This window comes from Sphingobium sp. PNB (assembly GCF_019873065.1).
Lineage (GTDB): Bacteria > Pseudomonadota > Alphaproteobacteria > Sphingomonadales > Sphingomonadaceae > Sphingobium > Sphingobium fuliginis.
Genome location: NZ_JAINEZ010000011.1, coordinates 33,701 through 52,537 on the forward strand (window position 1 = coordinate 33,701; position 18,837 = coordinate 52,537).

General features: G+C 64.2%; 2 protein-coding genes. Both read right to left on the reverse strand.

Translation table 11 applies throughout. The features are described 5' to 3' along the window. Positions 1 to 12: 12 nt before the first annotated feature. Complete coding sequence (locus K7W03_RS06060; RefSeq protein ID WP_222885792.1) at positions 13 to 7,416, reverse strand: hypothetical protein; 7,404 nt, start codon at positions 7,414 to 7,416, stop codon at positions 13 to 15. Further along, positions 7,413 to 18,491, reverse strand: a complete 11,079-nt coding sequence (locus K7W03_RS06065) for a hypothetical protein (RefSeq protein WP_222885793.1) — start codon at positions 18,489 to 18,491, stop codon at positions 7,413 to 7,415. The genes K7W03_RS06060 and K7W03_RS06065 overlap by 4 nt, the downstream gene beginning before the upstream one ends. Positions 18,492 to 18,837 lie beyond the last annotated feature (346 nt).

The window sequence follows — 18,837 nt, forward strand, 5'->3', positions numbered from 1 at the left end:
CGGCTCCGCCCATCACAGAAGACTAAAATCATCCTCCTTCTCGGGAATCTGCCCGCCGCCGGCCCGATCCACTTTGACCAGGGCGGCATAGGGCATTCCTTGCATCGGCGTGGGCGTCGCGAAGCGCCAGATGAAGAGACCCCGGCGGCGCACGAACCCCGCCGCGAGATCCGCCAGAAGGTTCGGCGCTTCGATCACCTGCGGCATCGGGGCACTCGCATAGAGCGGTATGCTAGCCGCTACGGGAACCTGCGCTGCATCGCGCGAAACGGTGACTAAGCCATAAACCGCATCGGGTGCCGGAGTGATGAGTTCGGCGACAATCTGGACGCGCACGACAAGGTCGTTGCGGTCATCCTTTGCGGTGATGATCAGTTGATCGCCAGGCTCAAGTCCGCGGTCGTCCGACAAAAGGCTGCGCAGCGGCAAGCTGTGAACCGCGCCCGCCACGACCTTCAGCTCGCTCAGACCGTCGACGGTAACCGGCTTTAGCTCAGCTGCCTTGTCGAGCGCTGCGCCGGAGAGGCTTGGGTCCTGCGCGCGCTGTACCTGCAGTTCGAGCGGCCAGACAGGCTGTGCAGTACCATCCTGCGCGATCGTCGGAGGTTTAAATGTGTTCGTCGCCTTATCGATCTCGCCGAAAGCGAGCAGAATGTCGACCGAGCGGTCGTATTCGGGCCGATCTACTGCCAGCAGAAGCCGCCCGTCTGCTGTGCGAGACGACTGCGCGCGGCTGGAGAGAGTTCGATCGTAACTGGGGTCACCAAAGGCGACCAGCACGGTCTCCAATGGCAAGCTGGGGCCCTTGCTAGCCGTGAGAGGCAGCGGGATGTCGACAATGCGCGGCGGTCCGAGTGCGAGCGGAGAAACTGCGGGATCTAAAGGCAGCGGAATCGCATTTCCGGGTGGCGGAGATAGCCCAGAGCGCCCGAGCGTCACCCGCAGGATCGGAACAGCGTCGGCAGAGGCGATGGTCAGCAGTTCGCTGGCTCGTCCTATCCCATGGTCAGATCTGTCGCCAAGAGCGACCTCGATAATCACGTAATCGCCCGCGACATCAGCTTTCAAGCTGGCAAATGCAACGCGCGCTGCTCCGATCCGCAGCTCGACGCGCGTCAAAGGGTCGAAAAGGCCGGCCTCGACGAGCAGGGCGAGAACGTCCGTCCCACTTGTCGCAGACGGTCCTCGCGCCATTATCTTTAACTTGCTCTCGAACGGGACCGGGAGCCGTCGCAAGCGTTGCGGCATTTCGTCGGTGTCGGCTCCGTCCACCACCAGAAACTCGATGCGCGTAGTCGCATCGCCGAGCCGGATGAGACCCGCAGGTCCAAGAACGATATGACACGGTTTCAGCGCCGTCGTTGCGGCTTCGATATCCGCGGCTGAGACGAACGTGCGCCGACGCGCAGCGAGGTCGGGGGTCTCCGGCAATGGACCGGCTCGCGGCGCGCGAAGCTGCCGCGAAACGTGCGCGAGGAGGTCGCCGCGGACTCCGAAACGTTGAACCTGCGGGTCAAGCGCGAGGCCTTCGCCGCTGGACACGATCCCGTCGGTCTCGAGGAACATGGCGCCAGCTCGTCCTCCGAGCGCCGCGCGTTCAAAAGTACCCGGCAGCATGCCGCGGATGGTCCCGTTCTTCGCGGCAACCCGCTCAAGGGCTTCGGATGTCGCCGCAGCGGTGGGCGCCCGCAGTCTCGCTGCGGCGGGACTGAGGTGCCGCGCGGGCGGCGCCGTGCCGCCGCCCGACAGCCGGCTACGCCGGAAGATCGCCCGCCGGCTCGTGAAAAGGTAGACCGCGTGTTGCGCTGCTTGAGTTATCTGCTCTGAAGACCGGATATAGGCAGGTGTTGCAAAGGCGGCTGCGCGGCCGCCTAGCGCGAGTTCGGGCGCATGCAGGACGGCCTCTTCACCCGTGACGACAACGGGTTCGACGTCGAGGGGCATCGGTTCCGGCCGTGTCGGCCAGCCTCGCGTGGCAGCCGCATAGAGTGTCTGTTCTCGCGGTCGCAGCCTGAGACTCGCGGTCGGTAGCACGATGGGAGGCGGTGCCTCAACTGAACGGCGCACGATAGCATTTCCGTCTTCGGCAACCGCTACGATGGCGATCGGATACCGCGTGATCTCGAGCGCGGCGCTCGCCAGTCGGCGCATGGCCGCTCCGCTCGCCAAAGCGGTGAGGTCGATCTCCGACGGAGGCGGCACGACCTGGGCTAGGCGGCGTTCGAGGACGATCAGCTGGGCTGACTTTTCTTCAGGCGAGGCGGTGCGATGAGAGATGCTCAAAGCCACGCTGCGCTCCGGCGGGCGATCGTCCCGATCCGGACGGGCAGGGATCAGGACCTTGATCGCCGAAGCGAAGTGAGACTTTGCTGTCTGTCCCCCCCACACTGAGACAATCGTTCTCAGCGCAAGCAGACTGCGCAGAAAATAAGGCATTTCCTGCGGTGTTATCGGCGCTGTGGCCTCGATGTAGCTCTGCTCTGCCGGCCAAGCGACGGCAGGTTTCAGGTAATAGGGCGGTGCCTGGGGTGCGAGCGTGGTGGAGCCATCGCTGTAAGGCCGTTCGGCCGGCCATATTGGCGCTGGCCGACCGGGTTCTACAAGAAGCGGCCTAATCGTCTTGAGGATTTCGAACTCCGAGGCGCCGAGCACAGCCGGTGCGCTCGGCGCAAGACCGATTGGCACGGCGACGCCAGCATTCAAATCGACGTCGGTTGCACGAAATGCCTTGGGCGTCGTTGGCGCTTGGGGGAGAACATTCAACGCCGAATTCAGGGGAACGTTTGTGAGGTCATCTGGCCAGGCACACAGCCACGGCAAGGTCAGTTGAACGCCGACATCACCATCATTGGTCGATGCAGTTCGCACGATTGTCGCCGCCCCGCCAGCGAACAATAGGGCCTCTGTTGCGCCGGTTGCCGGCGTTGCGGCAAGCGTCCTTGCCAAAAACAAGTCGGGAATACCCACGGCAGCAAGCGCGCGGCGCGCGATCCCTGGGTTGCGCATGAAGTCGACCGTGCGATCCCCGCGGTAGATATCGTTCCGGTAATGCGGGACAAAACCATATTCGGTTCGGGCCGAGTTCGATGCCGTGTCGACGTCGCCCGTCGCCGCACGGACGAGCAAGACGTGATCAAGAACGGTCAGGGCCTCAACACTCGTCCAACTGAGGTCGGCGATCTGGTGGCGCGCGCGTGCCAGCACTCGCCACGGCGCATAGATCCTTACCGCATCGCGATCGGACCCGAGCAAGTCGAGCCCCAGCGCGTGTCTTTGTAGCTCGACTGTCACCCGGTGGACTAGCGGCGGGCCCGCGTCGCCGATCGTGATGTTTACAGCGCGGCCCGCTGGTGGCGGGACGGGGAGCGCTGCCACAGCATCAATTGGCCACTGAATGCGGCTTAGCCGTTCGCGGGCCGGTAAAGTCACCGCCAGATCGCTCTCGGTCCAAGCTCTATTGGAGATCAGGAGCCGATGACGAAAACTCGGCCGCTGTTCGGGACCTTCCAAGTAGGTCGCTGTCAGGTCAGCGTAGCCCGATCGCAGGTTGGCTTGTGGCCAGTCGCCAGCGACGGGATCAAACACCAAGCTCACATGGCCTGCGATAGCCGAGCGGCCCACGGGCAACCCGACGATAAGCGCGCCCTGCGCCTCAACCGTCCCCGGAAGGTCGAGGCTGATACATCCGCATGTGTGGTCGATCTCGATGGGCGGGTTTGGCAGCTTGAGCCCGAGCCAGGTCAGACGATCCGGTGCGAGGGAAAGTACTTGAAGCGCTGGTATGGCGAGCCCGTCAACGGACTTGGCCGGCCGAGTTAGGACCGCAGTGAAGGATTTAAGGTTGACTGTCAGCTCTGTCGCCGTGGCAGTTACTTCAATTCCGCCGGGATAGGCTTGCGCGGTCGGTGTCGCCGGCGGGCTGAAGCTGACCTTCAGGATGTCATCGGCGGCAATGGCCGGCTTGCTATTCGAAATTGACCAGTCTTGACCGAACAGGCGCACGTCGAGCGTTGCCCGGTCGAATGCAAGGCTCTCCTCCTGCACGCTCGTGGCTCTGGGAGCCAGGACGAGATTGAGCGTGGCCAAGCCAGTCCCGCCCTTGGTCGCACCTGCCGTAATCCGCGCATCGCAGCGGCTAAATTGTAGGGGTGTATTCGGCGCGCGGACGAGAGCAGCATCGCTATCCGTGAAATTTACTTCGATACGCTCGGCTGCGGAAAGCGTCAGTTCCTGCGCGCCGCTGCGCGTAAATGTCAGCAAGACGAGGTTTGCCGACTCGTACTCCGGATCAGCCGTAATCTCGCGAGGCGGTGCGAGTTCCAACACGCCGGCGATCGCCATTGACGCAACCTGCAGGCCAAGGGTCGCGGGGGTCGTGGCTTCGCACTCGACTTCGTGAAGGCGCAGAGGTCGGAATCGGAAAGGCCCGAAAGCAATTCCGGCTGCCGGTTCAACATCCGCATCCATCGGTTCGTAGAGCCGCCATTCATGCAGACCGAAAGGAAGTCGGTCGCGGTCGAAGGCCGTCGCACTCGGCCCGCTGGCTCGCTCGGCTGGGCTATCGGCCATAGCGAATGTGTTCTGAGCATTGAGGACGAGGTCGCGAAACCAGAACTCGGCGACCTTGGTTCCGAGTTTCACTTGCATAGGCGCGCGCAGACTGGCGCGCTGGAAGGTGCGTACCGGTTGTGCCGCTGCGCCGATGCGGCCGGGATCGAAGGCCGCCTGGCGCAGGCCCACCTCCGCTGTGGGCGCCGACGTCGGAGCTTGTGCGATCGCGTGGCCGCGGTTGTCGTAAGCATGGACGCCTTCGGTCCTCAGTCCCGCAGCCAAACCTCGGACCTTGAGCGGCGCGCCCGCAAGCTTTCTGAGCTTCAGGTTCGTGCGGTCGAGATCGAAGTCGCGGTCGGGTCCGCCAGCGAGAGCCGAACCGCCGTAAAGCAACTCTCCGTCCAGCCGGTAGGCGCCGAGCGGCAAGGCATTGGACGAGGCATCGATCTTGAATGAAGGCTCGAATTTGAAGCGTGTGGACCAGACGAAGGGCTCGGCAAGGCCTGCAATCTCCACGGGAATTGCGTCGCCGGTTGTGGGAGACCATGGCACGAGGCTGGCGCTTTGCGTCCGTGCAAGCGCGAGGCCCTCCGCCGCCTGGCGCCAGACCGCGGGGAGCCGGAATGGTTCGAGCGCGGTAGGGGGGCTGGGCGCTCCGGCAGGATCGGGGGACGCGGCCATGGCTACCGCCTTGGGTGTCCGGATACCGGCGAAATATTCGGCGAGCAGCGGAAGGTCGTACCCGAGTGCGACCTTGAGACCCGGCGCGTCGACGTTTCTGAACGTCGGCCACGCGAACCGCGCCTCCGGAAGAGTCGGCATGACCATTTCGACGGCCGGCTTTTCTTCGCTATCGCCGTCCTCGGACAGCGCGGGCCATGGCCAGTGGTCTTCCCACGCGGCGATGGTTGCCTCAAGCGAAGGAAGCGCGGCGGTGGGCGACAAGATGAGCTTGGGCGCGCCGTTCACTTGGTGCGGAACAAGCGAACGCGTATGTAACGGCTCGCCCGCGGCGGCAGTGCGGGTCATAGGCGCTTGCACGATGAGCGGCAGTGTCTTGTGCCCAAGCCAAGCCAAATTGACGCGTTTGTCGGTCTGGGGGATCGCTAACTCAAGCTCCACGGTCTCTCCGCCGGCGTCGTGCCACTGTGCTTTCGCGCGGATCTCGTCCTTGGCACCCAGTCCGAACGGCAAGACGACGTCCCGAACCGCGGCTGGCCCTGCGAGCAGGGAAGGCAGGATTTCTTTGGGTGAGGGACTGGCCGCCGCCACGTATAAGTGACCGCGTAGCCGGCCCCAGGCTTGCTCGAAACGCACCAGAGTGACAGGCGGAATGGTGCGGTTCGCCCACGCCCAGGTAAGCGTGAGGAGAACACGAAGCGCTCCGTCGACCTCGATCAGTCTACGCGTGAGATCGTCCGCGTCCGTCGCGGGGCTCCAGGTCTGCGCAGTCGCGCCATTCCATAGCATGTCGGCGCCGCGCGCACTCGGAGGTCGCGATGCTGAGCGGGGTGCGCTTGCCGGTGGCGGATCGGGAAGGGCCATTTGCAGCCAGCCGCGTTGCACGGGGACAAAAAAATAAGGGCTCGTCTCCTGGCCCTTCGGTAGCACGCCCGACTGAGCGTATTGGCGCCCCAAGTCTTTGGCCAGACCCTCATCGTCGAGACCCAACGGAACGGCGCCTGCCGGCGAACTCATCTTACCGTGGAGACGCGCATCGCCCGGCTTCCAGCTGAATTCGACGTCAGCGCGCAATTCGTCCGAGGTCGGCTCTCCAATCGGTGTCCCCGTGTCGGCCTCCACCGTTAGGCAGCGTGCCGCGCCAACACCAACCGAGGATAACTGCAGCGCATAAGGCGCGATTTCCGCAACTTGTTGCGATCCTCCGAGCGTTTCTGGCTCGCTGCGAAGCCTGATGCGCACGCGGTCACCGCGGAGAACGCAGCGCATCTGGTCGAGCTTGAGTTGGCCATTGACCACGGTAAGGGGCCAAGAGAGCGGCGGCGGACCATCGCCAGAATTATAGTCAATACGAACGCGCGATAGGGCTTCGTTCGTGGGGCGGAACACCTCCGCCAATGAGTCATGTAGCCGGTGAATATCCGCGGCCTCGGCCTTTACCAATTCCAGCACGTACTGGAGTTGAGGTTCGCCTGCCGCGCCGCCGCTTGAATCCGCCTTGGTCGTGAGACGATAGGTTAGTCTTGTGGCTTCGGTTAGACCGGCGTTTAAATCCCGCAGAAATTGCGGCGGGGCTGCTTCGAACTCCAGTCCGAGGGGCGTGAGTTTGACCCTGAGCTCCCGTCGCCTCGGCGCGTTAGGGATGAGCAAGTCACCCAAGACCATGACGCGGTTGCCCTCAAGGCGCAGGTTGAGAGGATCCCGTCCAGCTAAACCCGGCTTCAAGACCGCCTCGAGGCCACTCTCGACTAGGCGGAGAGACGGCGTGCTGATCGCGGGCGCGTCGTCGCCCGCGGAATAGGCTTGCCTGGGCCAAACTCCGGCGGGACTGACGAAGAGTGTTCTGCGCTCCGATACGGGAACCGGCTTTAGCTTGAACTTGGCATCCGGGTTGGGGCGAAGGCTGAAATCGGCGTCGGGATCGACGTGGGCAGCTACGGCTAGCAACGCAGGCGGCCGGAACTGCGTAATCCCTAAGCTCGGTCCCGCGCTTGGCTGGTATCGCAAATCCTGGACGCTGTCCTGCGCGAGCACGGTGCGTAGCCCGAAGGCATGATCGACGACGCGGATATTGACAGCGCCTTGGCCGGGCTTGTCATAGGCGACCCGCAAGGAGGCTCGCCACAAAAAGCCTTCGCCGACGGCAAGGCGAGGACCGACGAGCGAGATATTGCCCAGCATCATTGCGCAGGTTCCAACGTGCGAGTGAAGGAGCGCCGAACCGGCGGGGCGAATCCATGATAGGCGGTGAGCACGGGCCTGCGATCAGCTCCGAACAATTGGTCGTCGGCGAGTGCTTGCAGGCGGTTGCGCACCGTGATGCTCGGCAGGCTGGCGAGGTCTGCATCGGTTGGCGGACGCCGCTGGGTCACCGCGTAAGGTCCTTCAAGGTTGCCAAGCTGCACGGCTGGCTGACCAGCCTGCGACGTCAGCGCCTGGCGAATTCGAGCCAGCGCATTTTGACGGTCGCGGTGGCTCAACGGCAATTCGATGGGTGCAAAGGGCGCCTGGCCGTCTTCCCATGCCGCGAGAGCATCGATCATCGCGGTTGCCGTGGGCTCTGCCTCGGCCACAGCGAAGAGAGCCGCGACCCGGTCACGATCCAGCTCGCCAGTATCGAGGAGCGGCGCGGTGCTGGAGACGCTCCAAAGCACGTCCCATGCATCCGGAGCAGCAGCGTCGACCGCTGCGAACTCGGCGCTCTCACTGTCGGGCACCGCGGCTGTGACGCGGGCGAACCCGGCCATCGGCGGCGCCTGGGCGGCGACCTCGCGTGTTCGCAGTCCCGTACGAATAGCGCGAGAGAGATCTGCGACATCGGCGGCGACGGCTGGGGCGACCGGGGTCAGACCGGCGAGCGCCCGAGCGAGGCGCTCTCGCGCGGCGAAGTCCGCTCGCGGCGGGGCGGGCCAAGTCCAATCGCCGTAGTCTAGAACTATGTGGTCGCGGCGTGCGAAGGCGACGGCCCCGGGCCAGCTCGGAGTGGGTAAGCGGTAGCGCTGTCCGCTAGCCTCCCCCGCGCCGCCAAGCTCCGGCGCGGCGAGCAAGGCTTCCCAGTCACGCTCACCGTTATTCCCATCGCGGATCTGCCTGGCGCGGTCGAGCAAAGCCAGACTCGAGGCTAGGGCGGGCGCGTACGGAGGATCCTGATCGGCATATGCGGTCAGCTCGGCCTTTGTCGCCTCGATTTGTGCTCGGAAGTTCGCCCAGTCGGTGACGTTACTGTTGCGGTTCATCCGCCGAGGAGGCCGGAGCAGAGCGATCGAGGCGGCCGAGGTCGGCAAGAAAGCCGAGATCCAGGCTGCATCCGCTGGCGTGGCGGCGAGGGATTCGAGGCGCTTTGCAAGCGCTGGAGCCGCGCCGTAGGCTGGTAAAGCCGAAGACTGACCACCCTTTTGGCGCACCTCCAGGTCGAGCCTTTTGCGCACGGTCCCTGCGGCGGCGTAACTCTGGGTGACCGCCGCGTCGTTGAAACGTGGCCCGACTTTGTCGGTGCGGAAGTCCTCCTGATCTGGCGTTGTCTCCGCGGCGATCTCGAACTCCGCGCCCGTGCTCACGACGGCGTCTTGGTAAAGCGCGTCCAACGAGACGCGATAGGAGACGGCGGGGTCAGGCGTCTGCAGCAGCGGTGCATCGATGCCCCAGAGATCTCGGGCTCCTTGCGGCATGCCGTCGACGTATCGCACGAGGGGTATCTCGAACGTGATGGTGACGCCTGTTTCGGTGACCGCCTCGACCCGGCAGGCCGGTTCGACGCCTGGCAGCCGCAACTCGTACTGGCCCTCTTCGAATGTCGCGGTACTGACGGGCGAGACGACAACGCCCGCCGCCGCATAGGCAACAGCGTGCATGCGCAAGAAATGTGGCAAGTGGCGCGTTCGGTAGACGAGGGCGCCGCGCCACAAATCGGGTACCCGGCCATCGAGGTCCTTGAGGGCGTCGCGATCGGTCAGGCTTAGCGGTACTGGCCGGGGGGCGTCGCTGGAAAGAGCGACGATAGCGGCAGCTTCGTCGTTGGGCGAGATGCCCATCGCGGTGGCCCATTTGGCGTAGGCATGCTCAGCCCAAAAGCTGACACCAAGCCCGTGAGATTGGACTGCACCCTCTACCATGGTGTTGGTCTCCGCCAGGGTCTCGTCGACGGCACGGGCAAGGACAAGCTCGAGATGCTCGCCGGGCCGCAAGATCTCGCCTTGCAGAACATCGCGGCGACCAACGGCAAGTACGACCGGAGCCTGCACGGGCTCACTGCGGGGGATCGAGACTTCGGCCCAAGCATCGATACGTCCCCTGAGCGCACGCACAAGAGAGGGCGGCGGCCGATTGGACAGCGGCGGCTCGCCTGCCGCGCGCGGCAATGTGCGCTCGACGGCCTCGACGAAATTTTCGTAACGGCCGAACGGACGCACTGTGTAGCGCCGGCGGGCACCCCACCGATCCTTCTCCAGAAGCAGGATATCTGCACGGCCGTCGGCACGGGCCACCGCCCGCCAAGGACTGGGACGCGGCACGCACGCCAGCGAGAATCCGACATGTTGCGGGGGCGGCTTGACCGCGGCGCCGAAGCGAATGAAACGCCGCGACCAAGCCTCCATCCGCGCCGATACCTCGTCGTCCGTATTTTGGGGCTGGCCCGATGGCTTGATGTAAGGCGCGGCCAGCCGCAACAGGTCACGGTGGTGGTCTGCGGCAAGCGGGGGTTTGCCCTGCGCTCTAGGAACGAACAGCAACGTGTGGATACGATCGGCGTCGAGGGGGGCGAAGCGTCCAAACGGATTGGCGCCACCACCCGTCTCCTTCGGTCCGTCGATCGCCTCGAAGCGGAGGCCATCGAAGTGCGCCTCGATCTCCGCTAGGTCGTTATCCCCGCCAGGGCCGCCGAGTGAGATGATGCGCACTAGAGCAAGTTCCACGCCTTGCGCCAGTCGTTGCGATGCTGCTTGCGCGTCGCTGATATCGATCAGCAGCTCGGCGGGAATGGACGTGTCCGAGAGGAGCCCGCCCGCAGCCACGGTAAACCGAGCGCCGCGGCCCGTGCCGGTCAGCATCTCGAGATCGATAATCGCGCGGCGATTTTCGCTGGTGACGATCCGCGGATTTACGCTTTCGCCGACACGGAGCCGGCCATAGCGTACAAACTTGCTGGTGCCCTCGAGCATTGGCTCAGCGACTGGGCGAAGCGCGATCTGCGAGAAGCTCAGCAGCTCGTCGTCCAGTTTCGTAGCAGGCGTCCCGCCGTCAAACGATCCGACCCGTGCCAAACCTTCGTGGCGGGCGAAGACATCGACGAAAGGCGCGCCAACGAACGCGTCCTCGTAGTCGGCCAGCGTATCGACAAATGCCTTGTTGATCTTGGACAGAAGGTCCTTGCTCGCCACGAACGCGCCGCGCTCGGTATCGTAAAGGCGCAGCGCCGCGCAAAGGCCCAAGGCTCGCAATGCGCCCCAGCCATGCGGGTCACCGCCGGGTGCGGTCTCATCGAGCAACGCGGTAAAGCTCGTCGCCTGGGGTGTGGGGCTCGATTCCAGGACAGTCTCGTAGCGACGATAAAGAAGACCAGATTTCGAACGCTCGTGCCTTAAAGTGTCGAGGACGTCGGCGAGGACCGGGTGCAACGGGCCTTCGAGCGGCAGCGCAAGGTCGACGGGTTCTCCGAGCCGGCGTAGGCCCTGAAATGCGGTTAGCCTCAACATGGCAGCGCCCCACCCTGCAGAATTGCTGGCGAAGGCCTCGTCGACCTGTCGCGGCGTCGCGCCTAGCGGAGTCCAGCGCAGGGCGCGCAACCAGCTGCGTACGCCGTCGACGGTCAGGCCCCCACTCGCAGAGACGTCGTTTGGCAAGGCGTTGAGCTTGATTTCGCCCTGCAGAAGACCCTCTGGAATGACGAGCTCGGCCGCGACGCGGGTGGGGCGCCCAGCAGCAAACAAGCACGCGAGCGCCGCCTCGTCAGGTGCCGGAGCCAGCCGGCGGCGCAATACCGTCTTCGGCCAGGCCAGAAGAGATTCGGCGGTCGAATACCAAGGCGCCTCGTCGGCGCCAGCCGCGGTGCGCTGCGGCTCCTGGCTCGGAAAACCGGCCTCGACCCGGGCCAGATCGCCGATAGTGGCGGGCGTGTGGGCGGCCAGGGTTGCTGGCAAGAGTTGAACGCGGCCCAGGTACTCGGCGTGGTTTTCCAGATGCTTCGCATCCTCGTCCGGCTGTTGCTCCGGCGTGGCGGCTTTCGGCGCCGGGGCCAAGGCGTCGGGGTGGAGCGTAAAGATGTCGAAGCCGCCGACGAAGGGTGCGATGCTTGCTCCCGTGGTTGGACCATCAGGGATGAGCGACAAGCTGGGCGCCGCCGTGTTCCATGCCAGCGTGACGCCGGTTCGGCGTTCCGGATCGAGGATGAGCTTGGTGGCGGCGGATTCGCCGTCTAGCAGCCCGGACAGTGACGCATCTTCCGCCGGTCTCAGGAGATGCAACCGGCCGGCTTCGGCGGCGACGTCTTCAATGCCGAGCGCCAGGAACTCCGCATGAACGGGGTGCTCGAAGATCTCGACGGGAGATTCGACCGCAAGCGGCCGGGTCTCGAGCGGCGGCGGAGCGTCCGCCGATTTTTCTGCGATCGCGATGACGAGATCGACGGGCAGCCACGGGCTGTCCTTCCGGCGGGCATGGACACGCAGTGCTTCGACGTTGAAATCGGCGCCGATTCCGAGCGCGCTCAGCAGCGAAGGTGCGGTCGTATCTGGCGCGACAGCATAGAGCGACTGCGGTCGCGGTGCTTTATTCGGCTGGAGGCGCGCCACTTGCAAGGCGACGCGCGGAGCAGGCGGACGCGCCACTTGAAGCGTATAAATGCGATCGCCGTCGAAATCGCGTTGGATGTCTTCGAACGCCGGGCGTCCAGCGGCATCGACGAGCGCGTCTGCGCCGAAAAGACCGGCGCCGATCATGCGTTCCGACCGCACGCGCAGCTGCAGCCCATCCGTCGCGGCGGCAAAGTCTGCTTCATCCGGCCAGTTCAGCAGTAGGGATAGGATCGGCTGCGAGACGGCACCGAGCACCGGTAGGTCCGGATAAAGAACTTTTAGTCTCGCCTCGGTCAACCGCTTGCGTTCGGGAGCCGGCAGCGGCAACTCCGCCTGCAGCGGCTGCACTTCGGATTCCGACCCCGCAAAATCCACAGCGACGATCTGGTATTGGGCTTCGATATAGGCCTGACCGGTCTCTGCAAGCTGCGTGCGCGCTGCGCTCACGGCTTGGGGCGACAAGTCGTCGAGCGGCAAGTCGAGCAGCAGGGCGCGCAGTTCGGGACCGAGATCCTTCAGGTCATCGACGAATTGGTAGCCCTGGTCGGCGGGCTTGACGGTGATGGGCGGGAGGACAATGCCAAGGCTAGGGATGCGCCGTTCAATTCGGTAGTGCTTGAGATGGAACTCGGGGTCGCCATAGGTCGAGGCCGACGCCGTCCAGGCCGGCTCGAGATCCCATGACAGCAGTACGCCTTGCGGCTTCACCTCGGCCCGCTTGCCTGCCAGTTTTGGCTGCATGCGTGCGAAGTGGCGCCGCGGCGGATTATAGGCGTGGACGAAGCCGGCGTCGGTCGGACGCGGCTTCCAGGCCCCCCCGTTTCTTTCACTCGCGCAGGATACGAGGCTGAAACATGCCGCTTCAGGGCGGCTGTCGTCAGCAAGATCGGCCGCCTCGAGGAGGTCGGCAAGCTCGTTTTCCGGGATCCAGAACGTTAGTCCAAGGTCGCGCGCATCGAGACCCGCGAATGCGGGCGCCCAAGCGCCTCCGCTTTCGCCCAAGGCGGCAATACGCGACGCCGTCTCGCCAACCGCAGCAATGAGGCCGGAGCGGCGCTCATCCATCTCATAGGCCAATCGCGCCATGCCGGTGGCGTTGGCGCGCTGGCGCGCGGCGCGCGCAAGGGCGCTCGCCGCAGCGTCGGGATCGGTGGGAAGCGGCTCGGCTCTGCCTTGGGCGGGATCATAGGGAGATTTGGGTTCGGTGTAGGTCCGCGATTCCCCATCGCCGAGATAGCATTGCGCCTGCATCGCCTGCAGCGTCGCTTTATCGCTCTCGGCCAAGCGGGCGCCCCACTTCACCGTTGTTTGGGTCACCCACGCGGACCGCTGGTTCGGTCCGCCAGGATCAAGCACACGCTCGGCCGACTGGAGGGGCACCGCATTACCGGCGGCGCTCAATTGCAGCATACCAGCCGGCGGGACCCGTCCTGGCTTCCAGACGAGTTCGTGATCGAAGGTGCGGACCTCGCCCGACATCGGCGGCGGGGCGAAGTAGGTGGCGTTGCGCGGCGAGGCCGCGTCCGGCGCGCCGGGGTCACCAGGAAAAGCGGTTTGCAGATCGCGCGGAAGCAGCTGCACGACATACCCTGGCTCGGCCTGACGGCGTGTGGGGAAGAGCATCAGCCACCAATCGGTGCGCTTAAGTTCGGCGCCGACGATCGGAGTGCCTGGCTGGGGTTCGGGGGCGGCAACATCATCCTGCGCGCTCGCTTCGGTCTCGATCGCTTTGTCGACGACTTCCGTGCGCTGGGCACGCGAGCGTTCGGGCTGCGGGGCGGGCGCCGACGCGCTCGCTAGGCCCGACCCGGGCTCGGGTGTCTTGGCAGCGAGCCCCAACTCGAGGAAGCGGTTCGCACGAAGGCGTGCTTCTGAAAGAAAGTCGTTGTTGAAGCTGAAACCCACGCCGAGCGACAGCGAGCGGCCGAGTGCGCTGACGCGTATCGAAGCGGTGGCGCGCCCGCCGAGATAAGGATTTGCAGGTTGGGCAGCGAGTTCGACTGCAAAGGACAGCGAGAGAGAAAGCGAGAAACCGGCCTCGAGGTGGATGTGATTGTCGAAAGGGAGATCGATCTCCAACCAGACCCGAACCTCGAACGAGATGGAGACGTCGAGCCGCAATTGACCGTAAAAGAGCGTCTTTTCGCGGTCGCGCACCGAGATGTAGGCGATCAACTTGGAATCGAGCGAAAAATCGGCGCGTGCGCGTGCGGAGGCGCCAAAGCTGCGACCGCCGATCGAGCCGCTAAATTTTGCGAAGCCCTTGGCGCGCAAGGCGGCGCCATAGAGCATGGCCCCATCTTCGATGCGCAGGACGAGGCCCCCTCGAACCGTCATGAAGAAGGGGCCATCTTCGCTGCCCATCTTGTAGCCGAGCTCGTAAGGCCAGCCGAACTCTTGATGGAAGAGCCCTGGAGTCACATAGAGGGTCGAGGACCATTCCAGTGCGCTGAGCGCCTTCTTGAGCGGTTCGAATAGGGGTGGGCGTTCGCCCACGAACCCATTCGGGTCTGCGACGAGCCGGGCCAACATCATCTGCCGCGGCACGGACAGGTAGAGATAACCCCGCAGGCTGGGCTTTTCCTTCCACCCTTCGGGATAGGGCGACTTCTCGGCGATCCAATCGTAGTAAGATACGCAAAGGAAAGCGCGTCCCATCATTAGGAAGGTGAGGTCGCTACGGATCGCGGCGACGAGGTCGAACAAGACAGGGTTCGACTTGTGCGCCTTCTCGCGGTCTTCGTCCCAAACGCCCCCGGTCGAGGCAGCCGAGAAGGCGAGCATGACCCGCATGGCCAAGGTCACGCGGTCGCCAGACGTTTCTGGTCGCCAAGACTTGAAGTCGTTCAGGTTGCCCTGGTATTTCGCGACTTCGTCGAGAACTTGGATCAGGGCTTGCGGCGTATTGACGCGGTCGGCCTCGGCGAGACCCGCTAGGGTATATCGGTAGCCAAAGCCGAAACCGATCTCTTCGAGGTAGATATCGTATCCGAAGATATTGATCGGGTAGGCGAGCTTTTCCATCTGTCCGTAGACGAAGAATGCGTGCCTGGGGTCGCTTCGCCGGCCGCGGCCGAGATCCTCCCGCAGCTCCAAGAAACCCATGCTGGCCCGCACGGAGGCCCAGCTGGAGATGTCGAGCGCACCGCGCGCCAGGAAGCCCTTAGCCTTGATGTTCGCGGGCAGCTCTATGCCTGTGTTGAGCGAGGGCGTATCAGCATCGACGGCGATCGCCTCGCCCGAAATGCTGGCCACCCCGCCGACCGAAACCGCCACGCCGAGCCCGCCCATGCGCACGCGGGGCAGGCTTTCGCTTGGCGCCGGCTTAGCGATCATGAGTTCGTGGAAGTCGATCTTTACGTTCGGGATATCACCGCTCGGAACGAACCCGACTTGGCCCGAGATTGACAGTGCGGCGTCGCCGCCGAAGAACGGCGAGGAGGGATGAAAGCCGATCCCTCGGATCTTGAAGCTGAAGATGTCGAAGAGCGTGGTGGATATCGGCGGGTCAATCGGCGTCTGAACTTCGATGCCGCTCAGCGCCTCGCCTGAAAGCGGCGCTCGGCGCATGACGATGCGGGTCTTTGCCAGGTTCGCGAGCAGGCCAGACTGGAACTCACCGTCGCCTGGCTTGAAGCGAGCCTCGCCCGTGAGCAAAAACAGGAACTTATAGTCGCCGTCTCGCTCGACGAAGGTAAAACCAAGCTCGTCGATCTGGAAGCGGAACCGCGTGCTCTCGCAAACGAGCGGCGCACCAGGCTTTAAGTAGCCTTTGGCGGCTTCGACAACGAGCCCGCGCTCGTGCGCACCCAGTGCAATCGATACCTCGGCACTGGCCTCGCCGACGAGATCTGGCGGCAACTGACCGGTGCCGGAGATATTGGCGCTCAGCAGCTTGCTCTTGCGGATCGACAAGCCGCCGGCTGTAAATCGGAATGCAGTGCCGACCCCGGCAAGCTTGACGGCGTCCGGCTTAATGCGCGCGGTCAGATCGAGCCCGTTGCGCGAGACGGCGAATTCATCCACCGCGAACACCAGCCCGCGACCCGAGGCTGCGACCTTGTCGTAGCTCAGCTCGGCAACCGCATCTTTCGAGAGCGCTAAGCGTGCATCGTCGTCGGAGAAGTCCAAGACAAACTGTTCAAAAGCGCCTTTGTCATCGAGCTTGGCGTCCTTCGCCTTCGCCAAGCTGAGCTTCATGTTCAAGAGATCGATTGTCCGAGCCTTTTGGCGGATACCGACGACCTTTCCGCCGGCCAGCCTCACGCGCAGTGTCCGGGCATCGACGATGAGTTCTAGATCGGCGTCGAGCTTTTCGCCTGCCACCTGCACCTCGATTTCCAGCGGCACGCGCGCTTCGCCCGCCTCGATCTTTGCCTCGCCTGTCTTGCGAATGGTCACCCGCTGCGAGAATTGAGACCCCCCTTCGGCTTTGGGCCCCTTCAGGAAAGGCAGGAGCCGGTCCTTCATGTCGCTGAAATCGCCGAGCTTGAGCTCAACTTTGATGTCCCCGCCGCCGCCGGCCCCGATATCGAGATCGCCGAGGCTCAAGTCGGCGCCGAAGCCCAGCGCGAAGTTGGACCCGACGGTTATCTGTTCTGCCGCGATCGATTTGAGGCGGCGGAAGAAGCGCGCCCGTCCGCCCTCGATCGCGACAACGGCGACCGCGAGCGGTGCGGCGACCGCGCTCGCGGTGACTTTGACCAACCGCTCGGGCTGCCGCTCACCTGCCTTCGTGTCGCGAACCGCTTCCGTGCCGCCGCCAGAACGGCCAAGCCAGAGGTCGGTCTCGAGCTTGGCCAACTCCGCGCCGTCGGCCGTGAGTACTAGAGCGCAAACACCTTCGCCCCGCAGGTCGAGCAGCAATGATGGGCGAGCGCTCGCCGCAACACTGACGTGCAAAGGCGACGCCGGATCGTTGCCGATCATCGCGGCAGCGCCTCCGTTCGCCCTAGCTGGCATCAGAATGATCTGCTGTAAGGCAAGTGTCCGCGGATCGAGCCGAACTTCCAGAGCCATCCCGCTCATCGAGCTCGCCCCGTCGCGAAGCCAGTCCAGGAACTCGCCAAGCGCCTCGACGGCACTTTCGCCAAGGCCAGCGAGGAGGCGGCCAGCCGCTCCCGCGGCTTCGGCCGCCCGGCGGCCCAGCCATTGCAAGGCCGCGGCCAAGATCTCGCCGATCCGCTTCAGGATCGTTGGGACCGCCATATCCGGGCTATCGAAATCGAAGCCCACGACAAACCGAAACGCGTCGCGAAGCGCCGTCACGGCGGACAGATCGATCGAGAGTTGGGTCGGCGCCACGACGGCCAGGTTCGTCACCTTCGTGTCGACGTCTCCTCCGGGTTTGCCCGAGAGTTCGACTTCACCGGCAAGCGTAAGGACGAGGCTCGGGTCTTCTGTGGCGGCGATCGCGAGCCGGGCGAAAGCAATTTTGGTGGTGACCTCTAAGCCATCCGTCGCCGAAAAGGTCACCTCCGGGGTAATCGAAAGGTTGCTGAGCGTCAGCGTCACGGGGCCCGCCGGCACCACCTTGCGCTCGATCAGCTGGGTTTTCGGTCCTCGCGACGTGAACCTTCCGTCCCAGTGCGAGTTGCCGGCTGGATCAAGCGTCACGCTGAAGCCATCGATGTCCACCAAGCGGTTCGCCGGCACCTGTTGGTCCGCCGGGGTTGGACCCACGCCCACGTAGCCGATGCCCGGGGTCGGGGTGGCGATGGCGAGCGCGCCATTGTTGAGAGTGACTCCGAAGACTGGCGTCGTCGTCCAGTGGACGCCCGCTTGAAGGTTTGGAATCGGGAATGCAAACGCGCCGAGATCGGGCGCTGGCAGCGAGAGGGCGTCGATCGAAAGCCGCGGCAGAGTGATCTTGGGCCAGCGAAGAGACAGCCCCTTGAGGCTCGGTGCTTCGATGGCAAGGAGGGCGCGCACCGCTTGGTCGAGCGCTGCCTCGGCTTCACGGCGAGAGATCGATATCTCTAGGCTGATATCGGCATTGACTGCCCCGCCGCCATATTCGGGCACAGTGATCGACATCGTCCCTCGCGCGAAAGCGCAGAAAAGCGGCAAATCGTCTTCCTCGTCGTTGTCGGCGAGGTTCCCAAGGTAGATTGCCAGGCCCGCGCTCCACCCTGCCTGACCGGCCATGCCGAAGAAACGCGCGTCGTTGTCGAGTTTGAGAGTGAGGTTACCCAGTTTTCGCAGAGTTTCGGCCAGCTTGGCGCGGGCGGCGGTGGCAAGTTCTGAGCGGGGGCGGAAGGTCTCGACGGCCCCATCGGTCGAAGGCTGCGTGAGGTCCTGCGTCATCTCGAAAGGTGCGGCAAGGACGAGATCGGTTTGGGTGTCGACGGCGCCGATCTTGAGGTTCAACCAGACCTTGTCGATCAACTGGGAACCAGCGGCGCCGCGAAGTTCCAGCTGGAGACGGCCAATATCGGTCGTCCGCTCAAACAAGCGAATGCGTCGCACGCCAGCCCCCGTCCTAGGTCGTAAAGTGCCTTACGAAGAATCGAAGTTGACACAGGTCGTTAACCATTTCAATCATCGGCTAGCGAAAGAATTTCGTCGCGATTCGTGCGTTCACGGAACTAGGAGTGGTTGCTCACTCCTGGTCTGTGGCGGACTTTACTTTGCGTGGTATCGATCTTCGGCATAAGATCGTCGAAATGCACGGCACTAGTCTGCTGGTTGGCGACCGAATCGCCCAATTCTAGGGATTTCGCTGTTATCTCGTCCTTCCGATGCAATCGCGGCCGCTTCTCGGTCCAGACAAGGCGGCGCTGACGGCGCGGATCCTGAACGGTGTCTGGGAAGC